Source organism: Pseudoxanthomonas sp. GW835-FHT14C01, from assembly GCF_058793715.1.
The window spans coordinates 1,487,164-1,504,790 of record NZ_JBXAGB010000001.1 but is presented as its reverse complement, the minus strand read 5'-3'; the positions used below and the strand labels follow the sequence as shown (position 1 = coordinate 1,504,790).

General features: G+C 70.1%; 17 protein-coding genes and 1 riboswitch. Of the genes, 14 read left to right on the top strand and 3 right to left on the bottom strand.

Going from position 1 to position 17,627, the window contains the following annotated elements; genetic code table 11:
- The first annotated feature begins 21 nt into the window (after positions 1–21).
- Genes AC1Q5B_RS06550 through cydC form a run of 7 tightly spaced genes read left to right on the top strand, consistent with a single transcriptional unit; the run spans position 22 to position 8,786 of the window.
- Positions 22–1,611, top strand: coding sequence for a 4Fe-4S dicluster domain-containing protein (locus tag AC1Q5B_RS06550; protein WP_492630899.1), 1,590 nt, complete (start codon positions 22–24; stop codon positions 1,609–1,611).
- Complete coding sequence (locus AC1Q5B_RS06545; RefSeq protein WP_492630898.1) at positions 1,608–2,129, top strand: FixH family protein; 522 nt, start codon at positions 1,608–1,610, stop codon at positions 2,127–2,129. Before AC1Q5B_RS06550 ends, AC1Q5B_RS06545 begins: the two co-directional genes overlap by 4 nt.
- Before the next feature lie 8 nt (positions 2,130–2,137).
- On the top strand, positions 2,138–4,510 hold the full coding sequence (locus AC1Q5B_RS06540) for a heavy metal translocating P-type ATPase (RefSeq protein WP_492630897.1): 2,373 nt from the start codon (positions 2,138–2,140) through the stop codon (positions 4,508–4,510).
- On the top strand, positions 4,507–4,701 hold the full coding sequence (gene ccoS, locus AC1Q5B_RS06535; RefSeq protein ID WP_492630896.1) for a cbb3-type cytochrome oxidase assembly protein CcoS: 195 nt from the start codon (positions 4,507–4,509) through the stop codon (positions 4,699–4,701). Before AC1Q5B_RS06540 ends, ccoS begins: the two co-directional genes overlap by 4 nt.
- Complete coding sequence (locus AC1Q5B_RS06530; protein WP_492630895.1) at positions 4,691–5,416, top strand: sulfite exporter TauE/SafE family protein; 726 nt, start codon at positions 4,691–4,693, stop codon at positions 5,414–5,416. Before ccoS ends, AC1Q5B_RS06530 begins: the two co-directional genes overlap by 11 nt.
- The gene (gene cydD, locus AC1Q5B_RS06525; protein ID WP_492630894.1) at positions 5,413–7,101 is read left to right on the top strand and encodes a thiol reductant ABC exporter subunit CydD; all 1,689 of its coding nucleotides are present in this window, start codon (positions 5,413–5,415) and stop codon (positions 7,099–7,101) included. Before AC1Q5B_RS06530 ends, cydD begins: the two co-directional genes overlap by 4 nt.
- Entirely contained in the window at positions 7,098–8,786 is a 1,689-nt protein-coding gene (gene cydC / locus AC1Q5B_RS06520) for a thiol reductant ABC exporter subunit CydC (protein ID WP_492630893.1), read from the top strand. The genes cydD and cydC overlap by 4 nt, the downstream gene beginning before the upstream one ends.
- Positions 8,787–8,871: 85 nt before the next feature.
- On the opposite strand, the gene AC1Q5B_RS06515 is transcribed toward cydC, so the two are convergent.
- Positions 8,872–9,636 (bottom strand): Crp/Fnr family transcriptional regulator, encoded by a 765-nt coding sequence (locus tag AC1Q5B_RS06515; RefSeq protein WP_492630892.1) that lies wholly within the window; start codon positions 9,634–9,636, stop codon positions 8,872–8,874.
- A gap of 401 nt (positions 9,637–10,037) precedes the next feature.
- Here AC1Q5B_RS06515 and AC1Q5B_RS06510 point away from each other — a divergent pair, with 401 nt between their 5' ends.
- The 3 genes from AC1Q5B_RS06510 to AC1Q5B_RS06500 all read left to right on the top strand — a co-directional run bounded on the left by AC1Q5B_RS06510 (position 10,038) and on the right by AC1Q5B_RS06500 (position 12,373).
- The gene (locus AC1Q5B_RS06510; protein ID WP_492630891.1) at positions 10,038–11,405 is read left to right on the top strand and encodes a DEAD/DEAH box helicase; all 1,368 of its coding nucleotides are present in this window, start codon (positions 10,038–10,040) and stop codon (positions 11,403–11,405) included.
- A gap of 63 nt (positions 11,406–11,468) precedes the next feature.
- Complete coding sequence (queD, locus tag AC1Q5B_RS06505; RefSeq protein WP_492630890.1) at positions 11,469–11,825, top strand: 6-carboxytetrahydropterin synthase QueD; 357 nt, start codon at positions 11,469–11,471, stop codon at positions 11,823–11,825.
- 155 nt (positions 11,826–11,980) lie between these two features.
- Positions 11,981–12,373 carry a phasin family protein gene (locus AC1Q5B_RS06500; RefSeq protein WP_492630889.1) on the top strand — a complete coding sequence of 131 codons (393 nt, stop codon included), beginning with the start codon at positions 11,981–11,983 and terminating at the stop codon, positions 12,371–12,373.
- Between the two features lie 170 nt (positions 12,374–12,543).
- On the opposite strand, the gene bioD is transcribed toward AC1Q5B_RS06500, so the two are convergent.
- Both bioD and AC1Q5B_RS06490 read right to left on the bottom strand, forming a co-directional pair.
- Positions 12,544–13,233 (bottom strand): dethiobiotin synthase, encoded by a 690-nt coding sequence (gene bioD / locus AC1Q5B_RS06495; RefSeq protein WP_492630888.1) that lies wholly within the window; start codon positions 13,231–13,233, stop codon positions 12,544–12,546.
- Positions 13,226–13,951, bottom strand: a complete 726-nt coding sequence (locus AC1Q5B_RS06490) for a TMEM175 family protein (protein WP_492630887.1) — start codon at positions 13,949–13,951, stop codon at positions 13,226–13,228. Before AC1Q5B_RS06490 ends, bioD begins: the two co-directional genes overlap by 8 nt.
- Before the next feature lie 91 nt (positions 13,952–14,042).
- Here AC1Q5B_RS06490 and AC1Q5B_RS06485 point away from each other — a divergent pair, with 91 nt between their 5' ends.
- From AC1Q5B_RS06485 to AC1Q5B_RS06470, 4 genes are all read left to right on the top strand, one after another.
- Entirely contained in the window at positions 14,043–14,528 is a 486-nt protein-coding gene (locus tag AC1Q5B_RS06485; protein WP_162338101.1) for a GAF domain-containing protein, read from the top strand.
- Positions 14,525–14,896 carry a TfoX/Sxy family protein gene (locus tag AC1Q5B_RS06480; protein WP_492630886.1) on the top strand — a complete coding sequence of 124 codons (372 nt, stop codon included), beginning with the start codon at positions 14,525–14,527 and terminating at the stop codon, positions 14,894–14,896. Before AC1Q5B_RS06485 ends, AC1Q5B_RS06480 begins: the two co-directional genes overlap by 4 nt.
- A gap of 95 nt (positions 14,897–14,991) precedes the next feature.
- A riboswitch (cobalamin riboswitch) is annotated at positions 14,992–15,213 on the top strand.
- A 127-nt stretch (positions 15,214–15,340) separates the two neighbouring features.
- Positions 15,341–17,227 (top strand): TonB-dependent vitamin B12 receptor, encoded by a 1,887-nt coding sequence (gene btuB / locus AC1Q5B_RS06475; protein WP_492630885.1) that lies wholly within the window; start codon positions 15,341–15,343, stop codon positions 17,225–17,227.
- A 105-nt stretch (positions 17,228–17,332) separates the two neighbouring features.
- A complete protein-coding gene (locus tag AC1Q5B_RS06470; protein WP_492630884.1) occupies positions 17,333–17,626 on the top strand; it encodes a DUF2218 domain-containing protein in 294 nt (97 codons plus the stop codon).
- Position 17,627: the final 1 nt, after the last annotated feature.

Genomic DNA, 17,627 nt, shown 5'->3' with positions numbered 1-17,627 from the left:
CCAGCCACGACAGACACTGCCATGTCCACGCCAGCCCCGCCTTCCGCTCCCTCCGACAGCAAGCGCCGCATTCCGCTGGACGTGGTGGATGCGCAGGGCAATTCGTTCTACGCCAGCGAGCGCAAGGTCTATCCGCGCGACGTGGCAGGTCCGCTCAACCGCCTGCGCGTGGCCGCGGTGTGGTGGCTGCTGGGCATGTACTACGTGTTCCCGTGGCTGACGTGGGATGGCCGCCAGGCCGTGCTGTTCGACCTGCCGGCACGCAAGTTCTACGTGTTCGGCCTGGTGTTCTGGCCGCAGGACTTCCTGTTCCTGTCCATGCTGCTGATCATCGCGGCCATGGCGCTGTTCTTCTTCACCGCGCTCGCCGGCCGCCTCTGGTGCGGCTACGCATGCCCGCAGACGGTGTGGACGGAAGTGTTCCTGTGGATGGAGCGCTGGACCGAAGGCGACCGCAGCGCGCGCATGAAGCTGGACGCGGCGCCGTGGAGCGCCAACAAGTGGCTGCGCAAGGGCGGCAAGCACCTGTTGTGGGCCGCGTTCGCGCTGTGGACCGGCTTCACCTTCGTCGGCTTCTTCACTCCGGTCCTCGACCTCGGTGCGCGCCTGTGGCCGTTCGCATGGAGCGGCTGGGAGACCTTCTGGGTGCTCTTCTACGCGCTGGCCACGTGGGGCTTCGCCGGCTTCCTGCGCGAGCAGGTCTGCAAGTACATGTGCCCGTATGCGCGCTTCCAGAGCGCGATGTTCGACCGCAACACACTGATCATCGGCTACGACCCGATGCGCGGCGAGCCGCGCGGTCCCCGCAAGCGCGGCCTGGGCAGCGTGCTGGAGCGCGCACGCGGCCTGCTGGACCAGGTGACCGCCTACGACTACGTGATGCGCGCCAATGCGCATCCCAGCGCCGCCGACCAGCGGCTCGGTGCGCACGGCACCATCACCTTCGCCGGGGCCGGCGTGGTGGTCGAACCGCTGCCGAAGTTCCTGCCCGACCAGCTGGGCGACTGCATCGACTGCACGATCTGCGTGCAGGTCTGCCCCACCGGCATCGACATCCGCAACGGCCTGCAGTACGAGTGCATCGCCTGCGGCGCCTGCATCGACGCCTGCAACGACGTGATGGACAAGATGGGCTATCCGCAGGGCCTGATCCGCTACACCACGCAGAACGCGATCGACGGCAGGCCGTCGAAGGTGTTGCGGCCGCGCATCGCCGTCTACGGCGCGCTGCTGCTGGCGCTGGTCGCCGCCTGGAGCTGGGGCGTGTTCAACCGCGACGTGCTGATCGCAGAGGTACTGCGCGACCGCAACGCGCTGTATCGCGAGGTCGCCAGCGACCGGGTCGAGAACAGCTACACGCTCAAGCTGGTGAACAAGGACCAGCTGCCGCATCGCTACCTCGTGACGCTGGCATCGGATTCGCCCGGCATCCGCCTGCGCGACGGCGAGCTGTCGGTGCGTGCGGCACCCGAAGAGGTGCTCTCGCTCGCCGTCACCGCCACCGCGCCTTCCACCCTGCACGGCCGCCACGCCGTGACATTCATCGTCCGCGATGTCGATACCGGCACCGAGAAGACCGTGGACAGCAGCTACTTCGGACCGAGCCCATGACCACAAACCCCGTCTGCCACGCCGGCAATGCCCGCCCGTTCTGGAAAGAGCCGATGGTGTGGCTGGTGTGGGGCCTGCCACTGGCCTCGGTCGTCGCCGGCCTCTGGCTGGTGGTGACCGCCGTGCGCGCCGGTGGCGCCGATCCCGTCATCGACGAGGTGCAGCGCGTGTCGCAGATCCAGACCACCGACCTGGGACCCGACGAGCGCGCCGCGCAGCGCCGTCTCAGCGCCATCGTGCAGGTCCGCCCCGATCATGTGGAACTGACCGCGGTGACCGGCGAGTTCGAACGCGACGCCGGACTCGTGCTGGTCATGACCCATCCCACCGACGCCGCGCAGGACCTGCGCCTGCCGCTGGCGCGCACGACCACCGGCTGGACGGCACCGGTCGACGTCGACACGCGACACGACTGGAACGTGCAACTGGCGCCCGAGAACAATCACTGGCGCATCCGTGGCCGCCTGCAGAAAGACACGCAGGCCTCGCGCTTGGCGCCGTCGCTCGGGGGCGGTTGAGCCCGGCCATGGACGCGCGCGTGATGCCCTGCCATCACTGCGGCGAACCGGTCGCCTGCGGCCAGCCCATCACGGCGGGCGAGCACGCGTTCTGCTGCGAAGGGTGCGCCGCCGCCGCGGCGTGGATCCAGGACGCGGACCTGGGTAGCTACTACCGCCTGCGCAGCGCGAACGCCAACCGTGTGCAGGCCGACCGGCTGGACCTGGAGAGCTGGGACCGCGCCGAGTTGCTGGACGAACACAGCCGGGCGGTCGAAGGCGGCCGCGAGATCGTGCTGCTGACCGACGGCATGCGTTGCGCCGCCTGCGCCTGGCTGATCGATCGTGCACTGGCGCGTGAGGCCGGCGTGCTCGACATCACGGCCAACGCCGTCACCGGCCGCATCCGCATCGCCTGGGATCCGGCGCGCACGCCGTTGTCCGCCCTGCTGCAGCGACTGGCGATGCTCGGCTACCGGCCGTACCTGGCCACCGGCGATGCGCGCGAACAGGCGCGGCTGTCCGAACGCCGCCGCTGGCTGCTTCGGCTGGGCGTGGCCGGGCTCGGTTCGCTGCAGGCGATGATGCTGGCCGAGGCGTTGTACCTCGACGTCAACGCGACGATGCCGCTGCCGACACGCGACCTGTTCCGCTGGCTGACGTTCCTGGTCAGCACGCCGGTGGTGTTCTACAGCGGCTGGCCGTTCCTGGCCGGCATGGCGCGCGAGCTGCGCGCGCGCCACGTGGGCATGGATACGCTGATCGCCAGCTCCACCCTGCTCGCCTATCTCGCCAGCCTGGTCGAGACGATCCGCGGCGGCACGCACGTCTGGTACGACGCGGCGGTGATGTTCGTTTTCCTGCTGCTGGCCGCGCGCATGCTGGAGCAGCGCGCGCGCAACGTCGCCACCGCGCAGGTCGATGCGCTGGCGCGGGCGCAGCCGGTGTTCGCGATCCGCGAACGCGACGACGGCACGCGCGAATCGGTGCCGCCATCGGCGCTGCGCGTGGCGGACGTGGTCTGCGTGTCCGCCGGCGACGGCGTGCCCGCCGACGGCGTACTGCTCGACGCTGCGGCCGACTTCGAGGAAGCCCTGCTGACCGGCGAATCGCGCCCGGTACGCCGCCATGCCGGCGAGACGGTGTACGCCGGCACGACCTGCCGCGAGCGGCCCGCGCGCCTGCGCGTGACCGCCACCGGCCCCTCGACGCGGCTGTCGCAGCTCGCCGGGCTGGTCGATCGTGCACAGAGCCACCGCCCGCCGCTGGCGCGCGTCGCCGACCGCGTGGGTCGCCATTTCGTGGTGACGCTGCTGGTGTTGGCGGTGTGCGTCTACGTCGGCTGGCGGATCCACCAGCCCGAGCGCGCATTCGAAGTGACGCTGGCGCTGCTGGTGATCAGCTGCCCCTGCGCACTGTCGTTGTCGGTGCCGGCGGTACTCGCCGCCGCGCATGGCGCGCTGGCGCGCTGCGGCGTGCTGGCCACGCGACCGGAAGCACTGGACACGCTGGCGCGCGCCACCGATGTGGTCTTCGACAAGACCGGGACGCTGAGCGACGGGCGTCCTGCGCGCGTCGCCGTGGACGTGTCCGACGGCCTGGATGCGGAAGCGGCCACGCGCGTGGTCGCGGCGCTGGAGAAGGACAGCGGGCATCCGATCGCCGCCGCCTTCGCGGACATCGACGTGCGCGACATGGCACGGAGCGTCGTCGCCCGCGCCGGCCTGGGCGTGGAAGGCGATGTCGACGGTCGGCACTGGCGCTTCGGGCGCGCCGAGTGGGCAGCCGGCCGCGCCGACGATGGCGCGTTGTGGCTGGGCGACGGCACCCGCGGCGTGGCCCGCTTCACCCTGGACGAGAGACCACGCGACGATGCCGCCGCCGCCATCACCGCGCTGCGTGCGCAGGGCATGCGGATCCATCTCGCCAGTGGCGATGGCGAAGACGCGGTACAACGTCTGGCGCGCATGCTGGGCATCGACGCGACGCTGTCCCGCCAGTCGCCGGAGGACAAGCTGGCGCGCGTTCGGCGATTGCAGGCGGAAGGCCGCATCGTCGCGATGGTCGGCGATGGCCTGAACGATGCCCCGGTGCTGGCCGGCGCGGACGTGTCCATCGCCATGGGAGAAGGCGCGCCGCTGGCGCAGCAGGCGGCGGATCTGGTCGCCACCGGCCCCTCGCTGCTGCGCATCGCCGATGCGGTGCGCATCGCGCGCCTGTCGCGCCGGCTGGTGAAGCAGAACCTGCTCTGGTCCGCCGGCTACAACCTGCTCGCCGTGCCGCTGGCGGCGGCCGGCATGGTGACGCCTTGGATCGCGGCGGTGGGGATGGCGGTATCCTCGCTGGTGGTGACCCTCAACGCGCTGCGGTTGGCGCGCACGTCCACGGAGATGGCGGCATGAACATCCTGCTGATGCTGTTGCCGATCAGCCTGGTCCTGCTGGCGCTGGCCATCGCGGCGTTCGCGTGGGCGGTGCGCGAGGGCCAGTTCGACGATCTCGACACGCCCGCGCTGGACATCCTCGACGACGCACCGGCGAAGCCGCGAGCGCCCGCCGCGCCACCCGTCCGCGAAGGCGACGATGGCGCCTGACGTGCCGGTCCTGCTCGCCGCGCTGCTGGCCGGCCTGGTGGGCAGCACGCATTGCGCGGTGATGTGCGGCGGCATCGCCACCGGCTTCTCCGCCGTGTCGTCCCGCCCGGGCTGGGGCAGCGCACTGCAGCTCAATCTTGGACGCGTCGCCGGCTACACGCTGGCAGGCGCGCTGGTCGGTGCGTTCGGCGGTGGCCTGCTGTCGCTGGCACGGCACGAGACCGCTGTGCTCGCCATGCGCGTCGGTGTGGGACTGGCCCTGGTGGTGCTGGCGCTGCGCCTGTTCGACCAGCGCGGCCGGCTCGATGTCCTCGCCCGTCCCGGCGCGAAGGTGTGGCACGCGCTGCGCCCGCTGCATGCGCGCGTGCTGCCGGCCGATACGCTGCCGCGCAGGCTGGCGGCGGGCGCGCTGTGGGGCTGGCTGCCGTGCGGGCTGAGCCTGGGCCTGCTGACGGTGGCGTGGCTGCAGGCCAACGCGCGCGATGCCGCGATGACGATGGCGATGTTCGGCCTGGGCACGCTGCCGATGATGGTGACGCTGACCTGGTCCGGCGCGCGTCTCGGTCGCCACTGGCAGCGCGCGTCGGTGCGCCGCACGGCGGCCGGCTTCGTGCTCTTCGCGGGCGTGCTGACGATCGCCTCGCCGTGGCTGATGCGGCATCCCGCCCTCCATGGCGTCCTCGCGGCCCTGGGCTGCCAGCCGCTCCCGGCATGACGGAGAACGCCGCCGACATGCCGACGGGGGCCGCGGCAAAGGCTCGCCTGCAGGCGCTGGGCGCCGTGGCGCGCGGGCCGTTGCATGCGGCCAGCGTGCTCGCCATCCTCGGCGGCGTCCTGGTGGTGCCGCAGGCGGCGCTGATCGCGTGGTGCGTACAGCGCGGCCTGGTCGAGGACGCCGCGCCCGCTTCGCTGCTCCCGCTGCTCGGCGGCTTGCTGGCCACGCTGCTGCTGCGCGCGGTCCTGGGCTGGTCCGGCCGCCGTCTCGCCGACCGCGCTGTCGAGCGGATCCGCATGGACCTGCGCGCCCGCATCGCGCGTGGGCTGGTCGCACGCGGGCCGGCGTGGGTGCGGTCGCAGCAGAGCGGCGCGCTCGCCGAGCGGATGGGCACGCACGTCGACGCCCTGGAAGGCTACTTCGGCGGCTTCGTGCCGCTGCGGGCGGAAGTGGTGGGCGTGCCACTGGCGATCCTGGTGGCCGTGTTCGTCGTCGACCGCACCGTCGGCGTCGTGCTGCTGCTGACGATGCCGCTGGTGCCGGTCTTCATGATGCTGGTCGGCTGGGGCGCGCAGGCAGCCAGCCAGCGGCAGTTGCAGGCCCTTACCCGCATGGGTGGCCACTTCGCCGATCGTCTGCGCGGCCTGGGACTGATCCGTGTGTATGGTCGAGGCGAAGCGGAACTGCGCGGCATCCGCACCGCCGCCGAGGAACTGCGCGTGCGCAGCCTGCGCGTGCTGCGGATCGCCTTCCTGTCGTCGGCGGTGCTGGAGTTCTTCGCTTCGCTCAGCGTAGCGATGATCGCGCTGTACCTGGGCCTGACCTACCTCGGCATGCTCGACCTGCGCGGCGCACCGCTGACCCTCGGCACGGGCGTGTTCTGCCTGCTGCTGGCACCGGAGTTCTACGCGCCGCTGCGGCGGCTCGCCACGCATTACCACGACCGTGCCGCGGCGCTGGCGGCGATGGACGACATCGCGCCGGTGCTGGATGACGATGCGTCGACCGTGCCCGATATCGGCGCGACGACGTCCCCCGCCCCGCCGTCGTCGCTGGTCAGCGCGCGCGGGCTCGCGCTGCGTCACGCCGGCGGCGCACACGATGTGCTGGGCGACATCGCGCTGGACCTGCACCGCGACCAGCATGTCGCATTGACCGGCACCAGCGGCGACGGCAAGAGCACGCTGCTGGAGGCGCTGGCCGGCTGGCTGCCAGCGCATCAAGGCACCCTGGTGCGTGCCCCCGGCCTGCGCATCGGCTATGCGCCGCAGCGCCCGTTCCTGTTCGCCGGCAGCCTGCGCGACAACCTGCGTATGGCCAGGCCCGATGCCAGCGACGCGGAACTGGAGCAGGCGGCCGACGCCGCCCAGGTCATGCGCTTCGCGTCGCGCCTGCCGGAGGGACTGGACACCGTGATCGGCGAGCGCGGCTTCGGGCTGTCCGGCGGCGAGGCGCGCCGTGTCGCGCTGGCACGCGTCTTCCTGCGCGACCCCGACCTGCTGTTGCTCGACGAACCCACCGCCTTCCTCGATCCCGACACCGAGGCCGCAGTGCTGCAGTCGATCCGGCAGTTCGCTCGCGGCCGCGGCGTGCTGATGGCGACCCACAGTCCGGCGGCACAGGCATCCATGGCGCAGGTCTGGCAGATGCGGGGCGGCCGCCTGCACACGGAGACCGCGCCGTGAGCCCGCACAAGGACGACGCCGCGACCACGCTGCGCGACGTGCTGGCGAGGCATCGCCCGCGCATCGCACTGGCCATCGTCCTGCTGTTGCTGACCCTGCTGGCGGGCACCGCCCTGCTCGGCCTTTCCGGGCACTTCCTCACCGCCGCCGCATTGGCGGGCAGCGCGGCGATCGGCTTCAACTTCTTCGGGCCGTCGGCGGGCATCCGCGCACTGACCTTCGTGCGCATCCTGTCGCGCTACGGCGAGAAGCTGTTCGGCCACGACGTGACGCTGCGGATCGCCCGCGACCTGCGCGCCTGGTTCTTCGCCCGCGCATTGCCGCTGGCGCCTCTGGGACTCGGGCGCTTCCGCGTCGGCGAGCTGATGTCGCGGCTGATGGCGGACATCGATGCGGTCGATGGCTTGCTGGTGCGTGCGTTCGGCCCGCTGGTCGCCGTGCTGGCGCTGTGCCTGCTCGCGACGGGAGTGGCCGCGGCCGTACTGCCCCTTGCCGGCGTCGTGCTGCTGGTCGCACTGACCCTGATCGCCGCGCTGGCGCCATGGCTGGCGTCGCGCCGCGTCGCGTCCCTGGAAGACGAACGCGCGGACGCCCGGACGCGCCTGCGCGCCACCGTGCAGGAAGGCATCGAAGGCCAGCAGGACCTGGTGGCGATGGACGCGACCGCGGCGTGGCTCGACGCGCTGGATGCACGCAGCCGCGACGTCGCGCGCTGGGAGGAGCGGCGCAAGCAACACTTGGCGCTGGCGACGCTCGCCCATGCGCTGGTCACGGCGCTGACGCTGCCCGCGATGCTGTGGGTCATGCTGTCGGCCGTGCATGCGGGGCGTCTCGGTGCCGCGGCCGCCGGAGGGCTGTTCTTCATGACGGTCGCGGTACTGGACGCCTGCACCGCGATCGCGCCCGCATGGCAGGCCTGGCGCGCGGCCACCGTGGCCGCGCGGCGGCTGCAGGACGTGGTCGATCCTCCGGCGGAGCGTGGCGTCGCTGGCGCGCTATCGCCCGCCGCGCACGGCGCGCTGGACCTGCAGCAGGTTTCGTTCGCATGGCCGGGCACGACCCGGCGCGTACTCGACGGCGCCAGCCTGCACGTCGCTCCCGGCGAGCGCGTGCTGGTCGCGGGCGACAGCGGCGAAGGCAAGTCGTCGCTGCTGGCGCTCGTGCTTGGATTGCAGGTACCGCAGGCAGGGACGGTCGCGTTCGCCGGCGACGAACTGGCCACCCTGGAACCGGCGCAGTGGCGCGCGCGTATGGCATGGCTGCCGCAGGATGCGCCCGTGTTCTCCGGCAGCGTGCGCGAGAACCTGCATCTCGGCGATCCCGATGCCGACGATGCGCGCCTGTGGCAGGTACTGGCGCAGGTGAAGCTCGATGTCCGCTTCCGCGACACCGGCCTGGATACCTGGGTCGGCGAGAACGGCGCCACGCTGTCGGCCGGCCAGTCGCGCCGCCTCGCCCTGGCCCGCGCCTTGCTGCGCGACGCGCCGCTGTTGCTGCTCGACGAGCCGACCGAAGGCCTCGACCAGGACACCGCCGACGCGTTGATGCGCGACGTCGCGGAGGCCGGCGCAGGGCGCAGCATGCTGATCATCAGCCATGGGGTGTTGCCGGAAGGCGTGGTGGATGCGTGCTACCGGTTGCGGGACGGGAAACTTCTGCGGGAAGCCGCGTCCGGCTCGTTGTAGGAGCGACGTCAGTCGCGACCGTGGAAATGGAACAAGGATGATCTGCGGCCGCGACTGACGTCGCTCCTACAGAAGGCCCCCAACCTCAGGCCCGCGCCTCGGCCAACGCATCCAGCCGCGTCCGGTCGAGCAGCCGCACATGATGCGGATCGTCGGTGGCGATGCTGCCTTCCTGGCGCAGGCGGGTGAAGCTGCGGCTGACGGTTTCCACGGTCAGGCCCAGGTAGTCGGCGATATCGGTGCGCGTCATCGGCAGGATCACTTCGCTGTCGTCCTGGCCCTGACGCTGGCGGCGCTGCGCCATGTCGACCAGGAAGCCGGCCAGCCGCTCCATCGGATTGAGCCGGGCGAGCGCCATCAGGTTGCCGCGGGTCGCGTCCAGTTCCACGCAGGCACGTTCCAGCAGCTCGCGCTCCAGTTCCGGGTGGTCGTGGCACAGGCTGCGCATGTCGGCCATCGAGAACTCGCACAACGTGCTGTCGGTGATCGCCTCGATCGTGTGCTTGTAGTGCGACGTGCCGGAGAAGCCGATGAAATCGCCCGGCATCAGGAACCCGGCCACCAGCCGGCGCCCGTCCGGCAGCAGCCGGATCCGGCGCAGCGCGCCCTTGGTCACCGTGAACACGCCCCGGCGCGGCTCGCCTTCGCGGACCAGCGCTTCGCCGGCCTTCAGCCGGGCGTCGTCGGCGAGCGCCTCCATCGCATGGGCCTTGGAGACCGGCAGGGCCGAGCAGACCGCGAGGTGCCGCACCAGGCAGCCGCTGCACCCGCCGGAGGTCTGGCACACCACGCCGCCGGCGGGTGCCGGGCGCACCGGAGCGTCGTTCTGGCGGAGGATGCGAAGGCTCATGGCGGTCGGCTACGTAGGTCTTCGAAGGGGATGATACGCCTCGGAAAACCGCTATTACGGCGCTGCGACAATCGGTCGCAGACCCGGCTTTCAGCGCCGATTCCCCCATTCAGGCCCGGATTCGGTTACAGTGCGCGCCGCTTGCCTGCGGCCGTTCGTTTCCCCGATGGTCCGCCGGCGCAGGGAATTCCACGCGAACTCCCGCGCCCGCTCCGCTCCGACTTCTTTCGTTGCGCAAGCCCGGAACCGCCGTTGTGGCGCTTCCGCACCCCTTCTCGCAGCGCGGTTTCAGGGAACGCTTCGAGTCACGGTCTTGCCGCATTCCGCGCGTCCTACGTTGCCGCACATCGCTGTGCCGGCGTTGCGTGCCTATCCGGCCGGCCGGCTTTGGAGCTTCGACAATGACGTTTGAAAACCTTGGCCTCGCGCCTGCCCTGCTGCGCGCGCTGGACGAACAGGGCTACACCCAGCCCACCCCCATCCAGGAACAGGCCATCCCGCTGGCCCTGGCCGGCCACGACCTGCTGGCAGGCGCCCAGACCGGCACCGGCAAGACCGCCGCGTTCGGCCTGCCGCTGATCCAGTACCTGGCGACCACCCCGCAGGAAGTGCAGCGCGGGGGCCCGCGCAAGCCGCGCGCGCTGGTGCTGACCCCCACCCGCGAGCTGGCCGTGCAGGTGCACGACAGCCTGCGTGGCTACGGCAAGTACCTGCGCATCCCCAGCACCACCATCTACGGCGGCGTCGGCATGGGCAACCAGCTGGACGCGCTGCGCCGTGGCGTGGACCTGGTGATCGCCTGCCCGGGCCGCCTGATCGACCACCTCGAGCGCCGCAGCGTGGATCTGTCCGGCATTGAAGTGCTGGTGCTGGACGAAGCCGACCGCATGCTCGACATGGGCTTCCTGCCGTCGATCAAGCGCATCCTCGCCAAGCTGCCGCGCCAGAACCGCCAGACCATGCTGTTCTCCGCCACCTTCGCCGATCCGATCCGCGAGCTGGCGCTGGAGTTCATGCACGATCCGAAGCAGATCCAGGTGACGCCGCGCAACACCGTGGCGGAAACCATCACCCACCGCGTGCATCCGGTCGACGGCAGCCGCAAGCGCGACCTGCTGCTGCACCTGCTGGCGCAGGACAGCCGCCTGCAGACGCTGGTGTTCGCCCGCACCAAGCACGGCAGCGACAAGCTGGCCACGTTCCTGGAGAAGAGCGGCATCAAGACCGCGGCGATCCATGGCAACAAGTCGCAGGGTGCGCGCCAGCGCGCGCTGAGCGACTTCAAGGCCGGCCGCATCAACGTGCTGGTCGCCACCGACATCGCCGCGCGCGGCATCGACATCGACCAGCTGCCGCAGGTGATCAACTTCGACCTGCCGATGGTGGCGGAGGACTACGTGCACCGCATCGGCCGCACCGGCCGCAACGGCTCGACCGGCCAGGCGATCTCGCTGGTGGCGCAGGACGAAGCCAAGTACCTGCGCGCGATCGTGCGCCTGCTCAACCGCGACATGGACATCCGCGACGTGCCCGGCTTCGAGCTGCAGACCCCGATCCGCTGGGGCAACAGCGCCCCCGGCAAGGCCGAACAGCCCGCCGGCGAACGCACCCCGCGTCGCAACGGCCCGCAGAAGCACGCGCGCCGTCCGCACGGCGATGCGCCGCGCCACGCGCATGCCGGCCCGAAGAAGCATGGTGGCCAGCGCCGTGACGGTGGCCGTCCGGGTGGCGCCCGCCAAGGCCAGGGCCAGTCGCGCCCGGCCCGCTAAGCCGACCCCTGCGCGCGATCCCCTTCCGGGGGCCGCGCGCTTCATCGATCCGGACAACAACGCATGGACATCTTCAAGGTCTTTACCGTGGAAGCCGCGCATCGCCTGCCGCACGTGCCGGAAGGCCACAAGTGCGCACGCCTGCATGGCCACTCGTTCCGCATCGAACTGCACCTGTCCGGTCCGGTCGACCCGCAGGCGGGCTGGGTGATGGACTTCGCCGACGTCAAGGCCGCCTTCAAGCCGATCTACGACCGGCTGGACCACCACTATCTCAACGACATCCCCGGCCTGGAAAATCCGACCAGCGAGCAGCTCGCGAAGTGGATCTGGGACCAGGCCAAGCCGGTGCTGCCGTTGCTCAGCACCGTGGTGGTGCACGAAACCTGCACGTCCGGCTGCCGCTACAGCGGCGCCTGACGTAGGAAACCGGTTTCATACCACCCCATACAAGCGTTTGATTTTTAACGGCTCCTGACCGTTCGTCGGATTTCCGTACGCCCGATATTGCACTGCAACATGGACGGGTCTATGCTGCATCGCAACAGACGGGAATCCCTTTTCAGGAGCACGCCATGACCACGCAATTCAACGAAAGCTTCAGCCAGTTCACGCACCAGTTCGCCGCCGCCGCCTCGCGCGCCAACCGCCTGGCCCTGGAAAGCGCCGAGACCGTGTTCGGCGTGCAGCTGAAGACGTTCGAAAAGAACATCGACGCCACCAACGCCTTCTTCGGCGAACTGGCCGAGACCCGCGACCTGGACGGTTACAAGACGCTGTGGCCGAAGGGCCTGCAGGTCGCCAAGGACAACGCCGAGCGCGTCGTCGCTGCCAGCCAGGAAGTGTTCGGCCTGAGCCTCAAGACTGGTGAAGCCTTCGGCCAGCTGGTGAAGACCCAGTTCGAAACCGCGACCGACAACGTCCAGGCCTCCGTGGCCAAGGCGACCAAGGCCGCCAAGGGCAAGTAAGACCCGCCCGTTCCATCGCTTATTGCGCGGCTCCCCCTCCCTCCGCGCAGCCGACCCGGCAGCCCCCACGCTGCCGGGTTTTTTATTGCCCGTCGCGCGCGCCGTGGGCAGGCGTGGCGGGGTTGGACGGGCGCGTGCCGCGCGTCATGGGATCGTGCGCCTGACGCCCGTTACGGCGTCATGCGCTCGGCCTGGAGATGACGGGCCTGCTCGATCGCGCTGGCGCCAGGCGCGTACGGCAGCCGCCCCCAGCACGGTACCGGCAGGCGCGCGGACAGGAGAGCGAAGTTCTCGTCACGGCGCTCCATGTCCGGATCGACTTCATTGGCGATCCAGCCGATCAGCCGCGCACCGTCGTCCTGGATCGCCCGCGCGCTGAGCCGCGCATGGTTGATGCAACCCAACCGCATGCCCACCACCAGCACCACCGGCAGACGCAGTTCCTGCACCAGGTGGCGCTGGTCCAGGGTCGCGGTCAGCGGCGCGGCCCAGCCGCCGACGCCCTCGACCAGCACCAGGTCGGCCAGCGGGTGCAACCGCTCGAATGCCGAGACCAGCACGCCGAGCTGCACATCCACGCCGGCATCGCGCGCCGCGATTTCCGGCGCCAGCGGCGCGGGCAGCGCATACGGATTGAGATCGTCGTACGGCGGCACCGGGTCGCTGGCCGCCTGCAGCGCGAGCGCATCGTCGTTGCGCCAGCCTTCCGGCGTCGACGTGCAGCCGCTGGCGACCGGCTTCATGCCGACCGCGCGCATTCCACGCGCACGGAATGCGTGCAACAGCGCCGCGCTGGCGACGGTCTTGCCGACGCCGGTATCGGTCCCGGTGACGAACAACCGGTCCATCTGCCTATCCATCCGCATGCGCCGGCCAGCGTCCGGCGCCCCAGCGTTGCCCGCGCACGTGCACCAGGCCGGCGAACGACAACAGGAAGTACACGCAGCCCGGCAGCGCGACCTGCCACGAGCGCGACTGTTCGCCCAGCAGCAACGCGATCAGCACGGAGACCAGGCTGACCAGCACGAAATAGGCGTGGGACGCCACTTCCCCGGCGGCGTTGGACGCGGCTTCGCCATCCAGTCCCAGCCGTCGGCGCGCACGCCACGCCAGCACGTACAGGCCGCCGATGCAGGCGGACATCGATGCGAACGCCAACCCGTAGAACACGAACATGAAGGCCAGCGGCCGCGGCCCGTTCGCGTCGGACAGGGGCATCGGCAACCAGCCGCCGGTGATCCAGCCGAAGAAGGTGCCCAGCAGCAACCGCAGCGGATACACGTAGATCAGCACCAGGAACACCAGCAGCAGGCTCAACAGCGTCGCCGGCACGGTGCCCAGGCGATAGCGGCGGCTCCAGCGCACGTGCGCGTACCAGAACATCGCCACCATTGCGAAACTCGCCGCGAACGCCGGCACGTTCTTCAGCGCCTGCAGCAGGCCGTCCATGCTGTCGGGAATCCGCTCGACCGAGATCACGAGCAACGTCACCGCGAACGCGAACGCGGCGTCGACGAACGCCTCCAGCCGCGTCACGCCGTGGCCGCGCCAGCCCGCTCCGTCCTCATCGTCGCGCATGTATCCCGTCCCCCGTCGCCCGCACAAGGCCCCACTTGTGTGACACATCATATCGGGCCACCCCACAGGCACGGGGAGTAGAATCGAAACCATGTCATTCACTTCCCAGACGCTGACCGGCAGCAAGCCGGAACAATACGCACAGCTGGCCGAACAGGCCCGCGCCCTGCTGGCCGGCGAGCCCGACCGCATCGCCAACGCGGCCAACCTGGCGGCCCTGCTGTACCACGCCCTGCCCGACTTCAACTGGGCGGGCTTCTACTTCTTCGATGGCCGGGAATTGGTGGTCGGTCCGTTTCAGGGACTACCAGCCTGCGTGCGGATCCCGTTGGACAAGGGGGTCTGCGGAGCCGCCGCACGCACCCGCCAGACCCAGCGCGTGGACGACGTGGAAGCCTTCCCGGGCCACATCGCCTGCGATTCCGCATCGCGCTCGGAACTGGTGGTACCGCTGGTGAAAGGGGACGAACTGGTCGGCGTGCTCGACCTGGACAGCCCACGCCTGGCGCGCTTCGATGCCGACGACCAGGCGGGCATGGAACGCATCGCCGCCATCTTCGTGGATTCGCTGACATGACAGGCACCAAGCTGCGCAACATCGGCCCCAAGTCCGCCGCCTGGCTGCGCCAGGTCGGCCTGCGCACGCAGGAGGACCTCGAGGGCGTAGGCGCGGTGGAAGCCTTCATCCGGGTCAAGCGTGCGGGGTTCCGCCCCAGCCTCAACCTGCTGTATGCGCTGGAAGGCGCGCTGCTCGACTGTCACTGGCAACAGCTCCCCGAAGATCGCCGCAGCCAGTTGCTGGTGGCCTATGAAGCCGCCGCGGCGCTGCTGCCGCCCCCGCGCGGCCGCCCCGCCGCCGGACCGGTGACGACCACGCACACCGAACGCGAAGAGGACGCGGGCCCGTCACTCAATCTGTTCGACTCGCCCGGCGGCGAGGACTGACACTGCCGTAGCGTCGCCCGCTCGACGCCGCACGCCGTCCGTTCCCCGAGAGCAGCGGAGCAAGCGCCGCTCCACGCCGTGCGGATGCTTCCCGTATACTGCGCGCGCTTTCAGGTGACCCGCGGCGTGTCCGCCCAGGGTTGAAACGGGAAGCCGGTGGACCGCGCAGGCGGCATTCCGGCGCTGCCCCCGCAACGGTAGGCGACGACAACCGCGGCATCGGCCACTGTGCGATCCATGCATGGGAAGGCGCCCCGGCAGCGTGCATGGCGCACGCCTTCGCAAGCCCGGAGACCGGCCCGGAAGTCCACTGGTTGCGATGCGGAGGGCGTCGCGGCGTGCTGCGCCGCCGTTCGCCTGCTGCGCTGTCCGCTACGCTCCCTCTCCGTCATCGCAACTCCATGCCTAGTAATGCGCGCGGGGCGCGCGATGGAGTCGAATCCGATGTACAGCCGTCATTCCCTTTCCCTTCTGGCCACGGCGGTCGCGCTGGCACTACCGTTCGCCGCGTACGCGCAGGAGGCCACCGACCTGGACGAGATCGTCGTCACCGGCACGCGCACCGACGTCGCCGTGCGCGACAGCCTGGCGCCGGTGCAGGTCATCGGCCGCGAGGAGATCGAGCGCAGCCAGTCGCGCTCGCTGGTCGACCTGCTGAAGGGCCGCGCCGGCATCGGCTTCACCAACCAGGGCGGCCTGGGCAAGCTGAGCACCCTCAACATCCGGGGTACCGAATCCGACCATGTGCTGGTGCTGGTCGACGGCATCCGCATCGGTTCGGCGACCGCCGGCCTGGCGTCGTTCCAGGACCTGCCAGTCGACCAGATCGAGCGCATCGAGATCGTCCGCGGTCCGCGCTCCAGCCTGTACGGCTCGGAGGCGATCGGCGGCGTCATCCAGATCTTTACCCGTCGTGGCACGCAGGGCCTGTCGCGCGAACTGCGCATCGGTGGCGGCAGCCACAACCTGCGCGAAGCCAGCGGCGGCTTCGCCTACGGCGGCGAGCGTGGCTGGATCGGCGCCAATGCCGCCTACCAGGAAACCGACGGCATCAACGCCTGCCGTGGCTCGGGCACGCTGTTCCAGGGCTGTTTCACCGACGAGCCGGACGACGACGGCTACCGCAACGTCTCGCTCAACGTGCGCGCCGGCTACAAGCTGACCGATACGCTGACGCTGGAAGGCCACGCGCTGAATGCCGATGCCTTCAACGAATTCGACGGCAGCATCTACGGCGGCAACGAAGCCGACAACGTGCAGCAGGTGCTGGGCAGCAAGCTGACCTGGAAGCCCTCCGGCGCCACCACGCTCACCGCGCAGGTCGGTCGCGCTTCGGACAAGTCGCACAACTACTTCAACGACGGCACGGGCACCGCCCGCCAGGACGTCAGCACGTTCGATACCCGCCGCGATACGGCGTCGCTGCAGGGTGACTTTGCGTTCGGTGAGCAGCACGTGCTGACGGCCGGTGCCGACTGGCAGCGCGACGAAGTCACCAGCAGCGTCGATTTCGTCAACGACACCGTCGGCGTGCCGGTGGACAGTCGCGACAACACCGGCGTCTTCGTCGAATACCAGGGGCGTTTCGGCGCGCACCAGGTGCAGGCCAGCGTGCGCAACGACGACAACGACCAGTTCGGAAACCACGTGACCGGCAATCTCGGCTGGGGCCTCGGCTTCGGCAGCGGCGTCAAGCTGACCGTCAACGCGGGCACCGGCTTCAAGGCGCCGACGTTCAACGACCTGTACTACCCGTTCTCGGGCAACGCGCTGCTGGAACCGGAACGTTCGAAGACCCTCGACATCGGCCTGGCCCAGTACGGCGACGCGTGGAACTGGACGTTCAACGTCTATGAGACCCGCATCGAGGACCTGATCGCGCTGGACAGCAACTGGCTGCCGGCCAACACCGACGAAGCGCGCATCCGTGGCGCCGAACTGACCGGCGCAGTGACGCTGGCCGGCTTCGACATCGCGGCGCAGGTCAGTCACACCGATCCACGCAACCATACTGCCGGCGGCAACTACGACAACCTGCTGGCACGCCGCGCGCGCAACACGGCGCGCGTCGACGTGGACCGCGCGTTCGGCGATTTCCGCATCGGCGTGACCGCCAACGGCGCCAGCCATCGCTACGACAACGCGGCCAACACGGTCCGCCTGTCGGGCTACGGCACGCTGGACCTGCGCCTGGAGTACGCGATCACCGACGAATGGTCGGTGCAGGCGCGTGCGAGCAACGTGTTCGACCGCGACTACGAAACGATCGCCTGGTACAACCAGCCCGGTCGCGAGTACGGCCTGAGCCTGCGCTACCGCGCACGCGACTGATCCGGACGGACCCGGAGAGGCCGGCAATGGACTGTTCCGTTGCCGGCCTTTTTGTTGCCTGCTTACGGAGGTAAACAGGACGTCCCGCTTTCCGTGCCCATGATCATGCAACCTGCTTCTCGTGCGACCGTCGTTCCCACCGATTCCGCCAAGCTGCTGCGCACGCTGTGCAACCACTGGCGGCACAAGTTCGAGATCGAGCGCCCCGATGACGCCCATGCGCGCATCCCGTTCGGCGACTTGGGCCCGGCCGACTTCGCCGTCGAAGGCGACGCCCTGCTGATCACGCTGTACACCCCCGATGCCGAAGCACGAGCGCGCCTGCAGGACGTGATCGCCTCGCACCTGCGCCGCTTCGAGCGCAACGAAGCGCTCGCATTCGACTGGCAGGCGGCCTGAG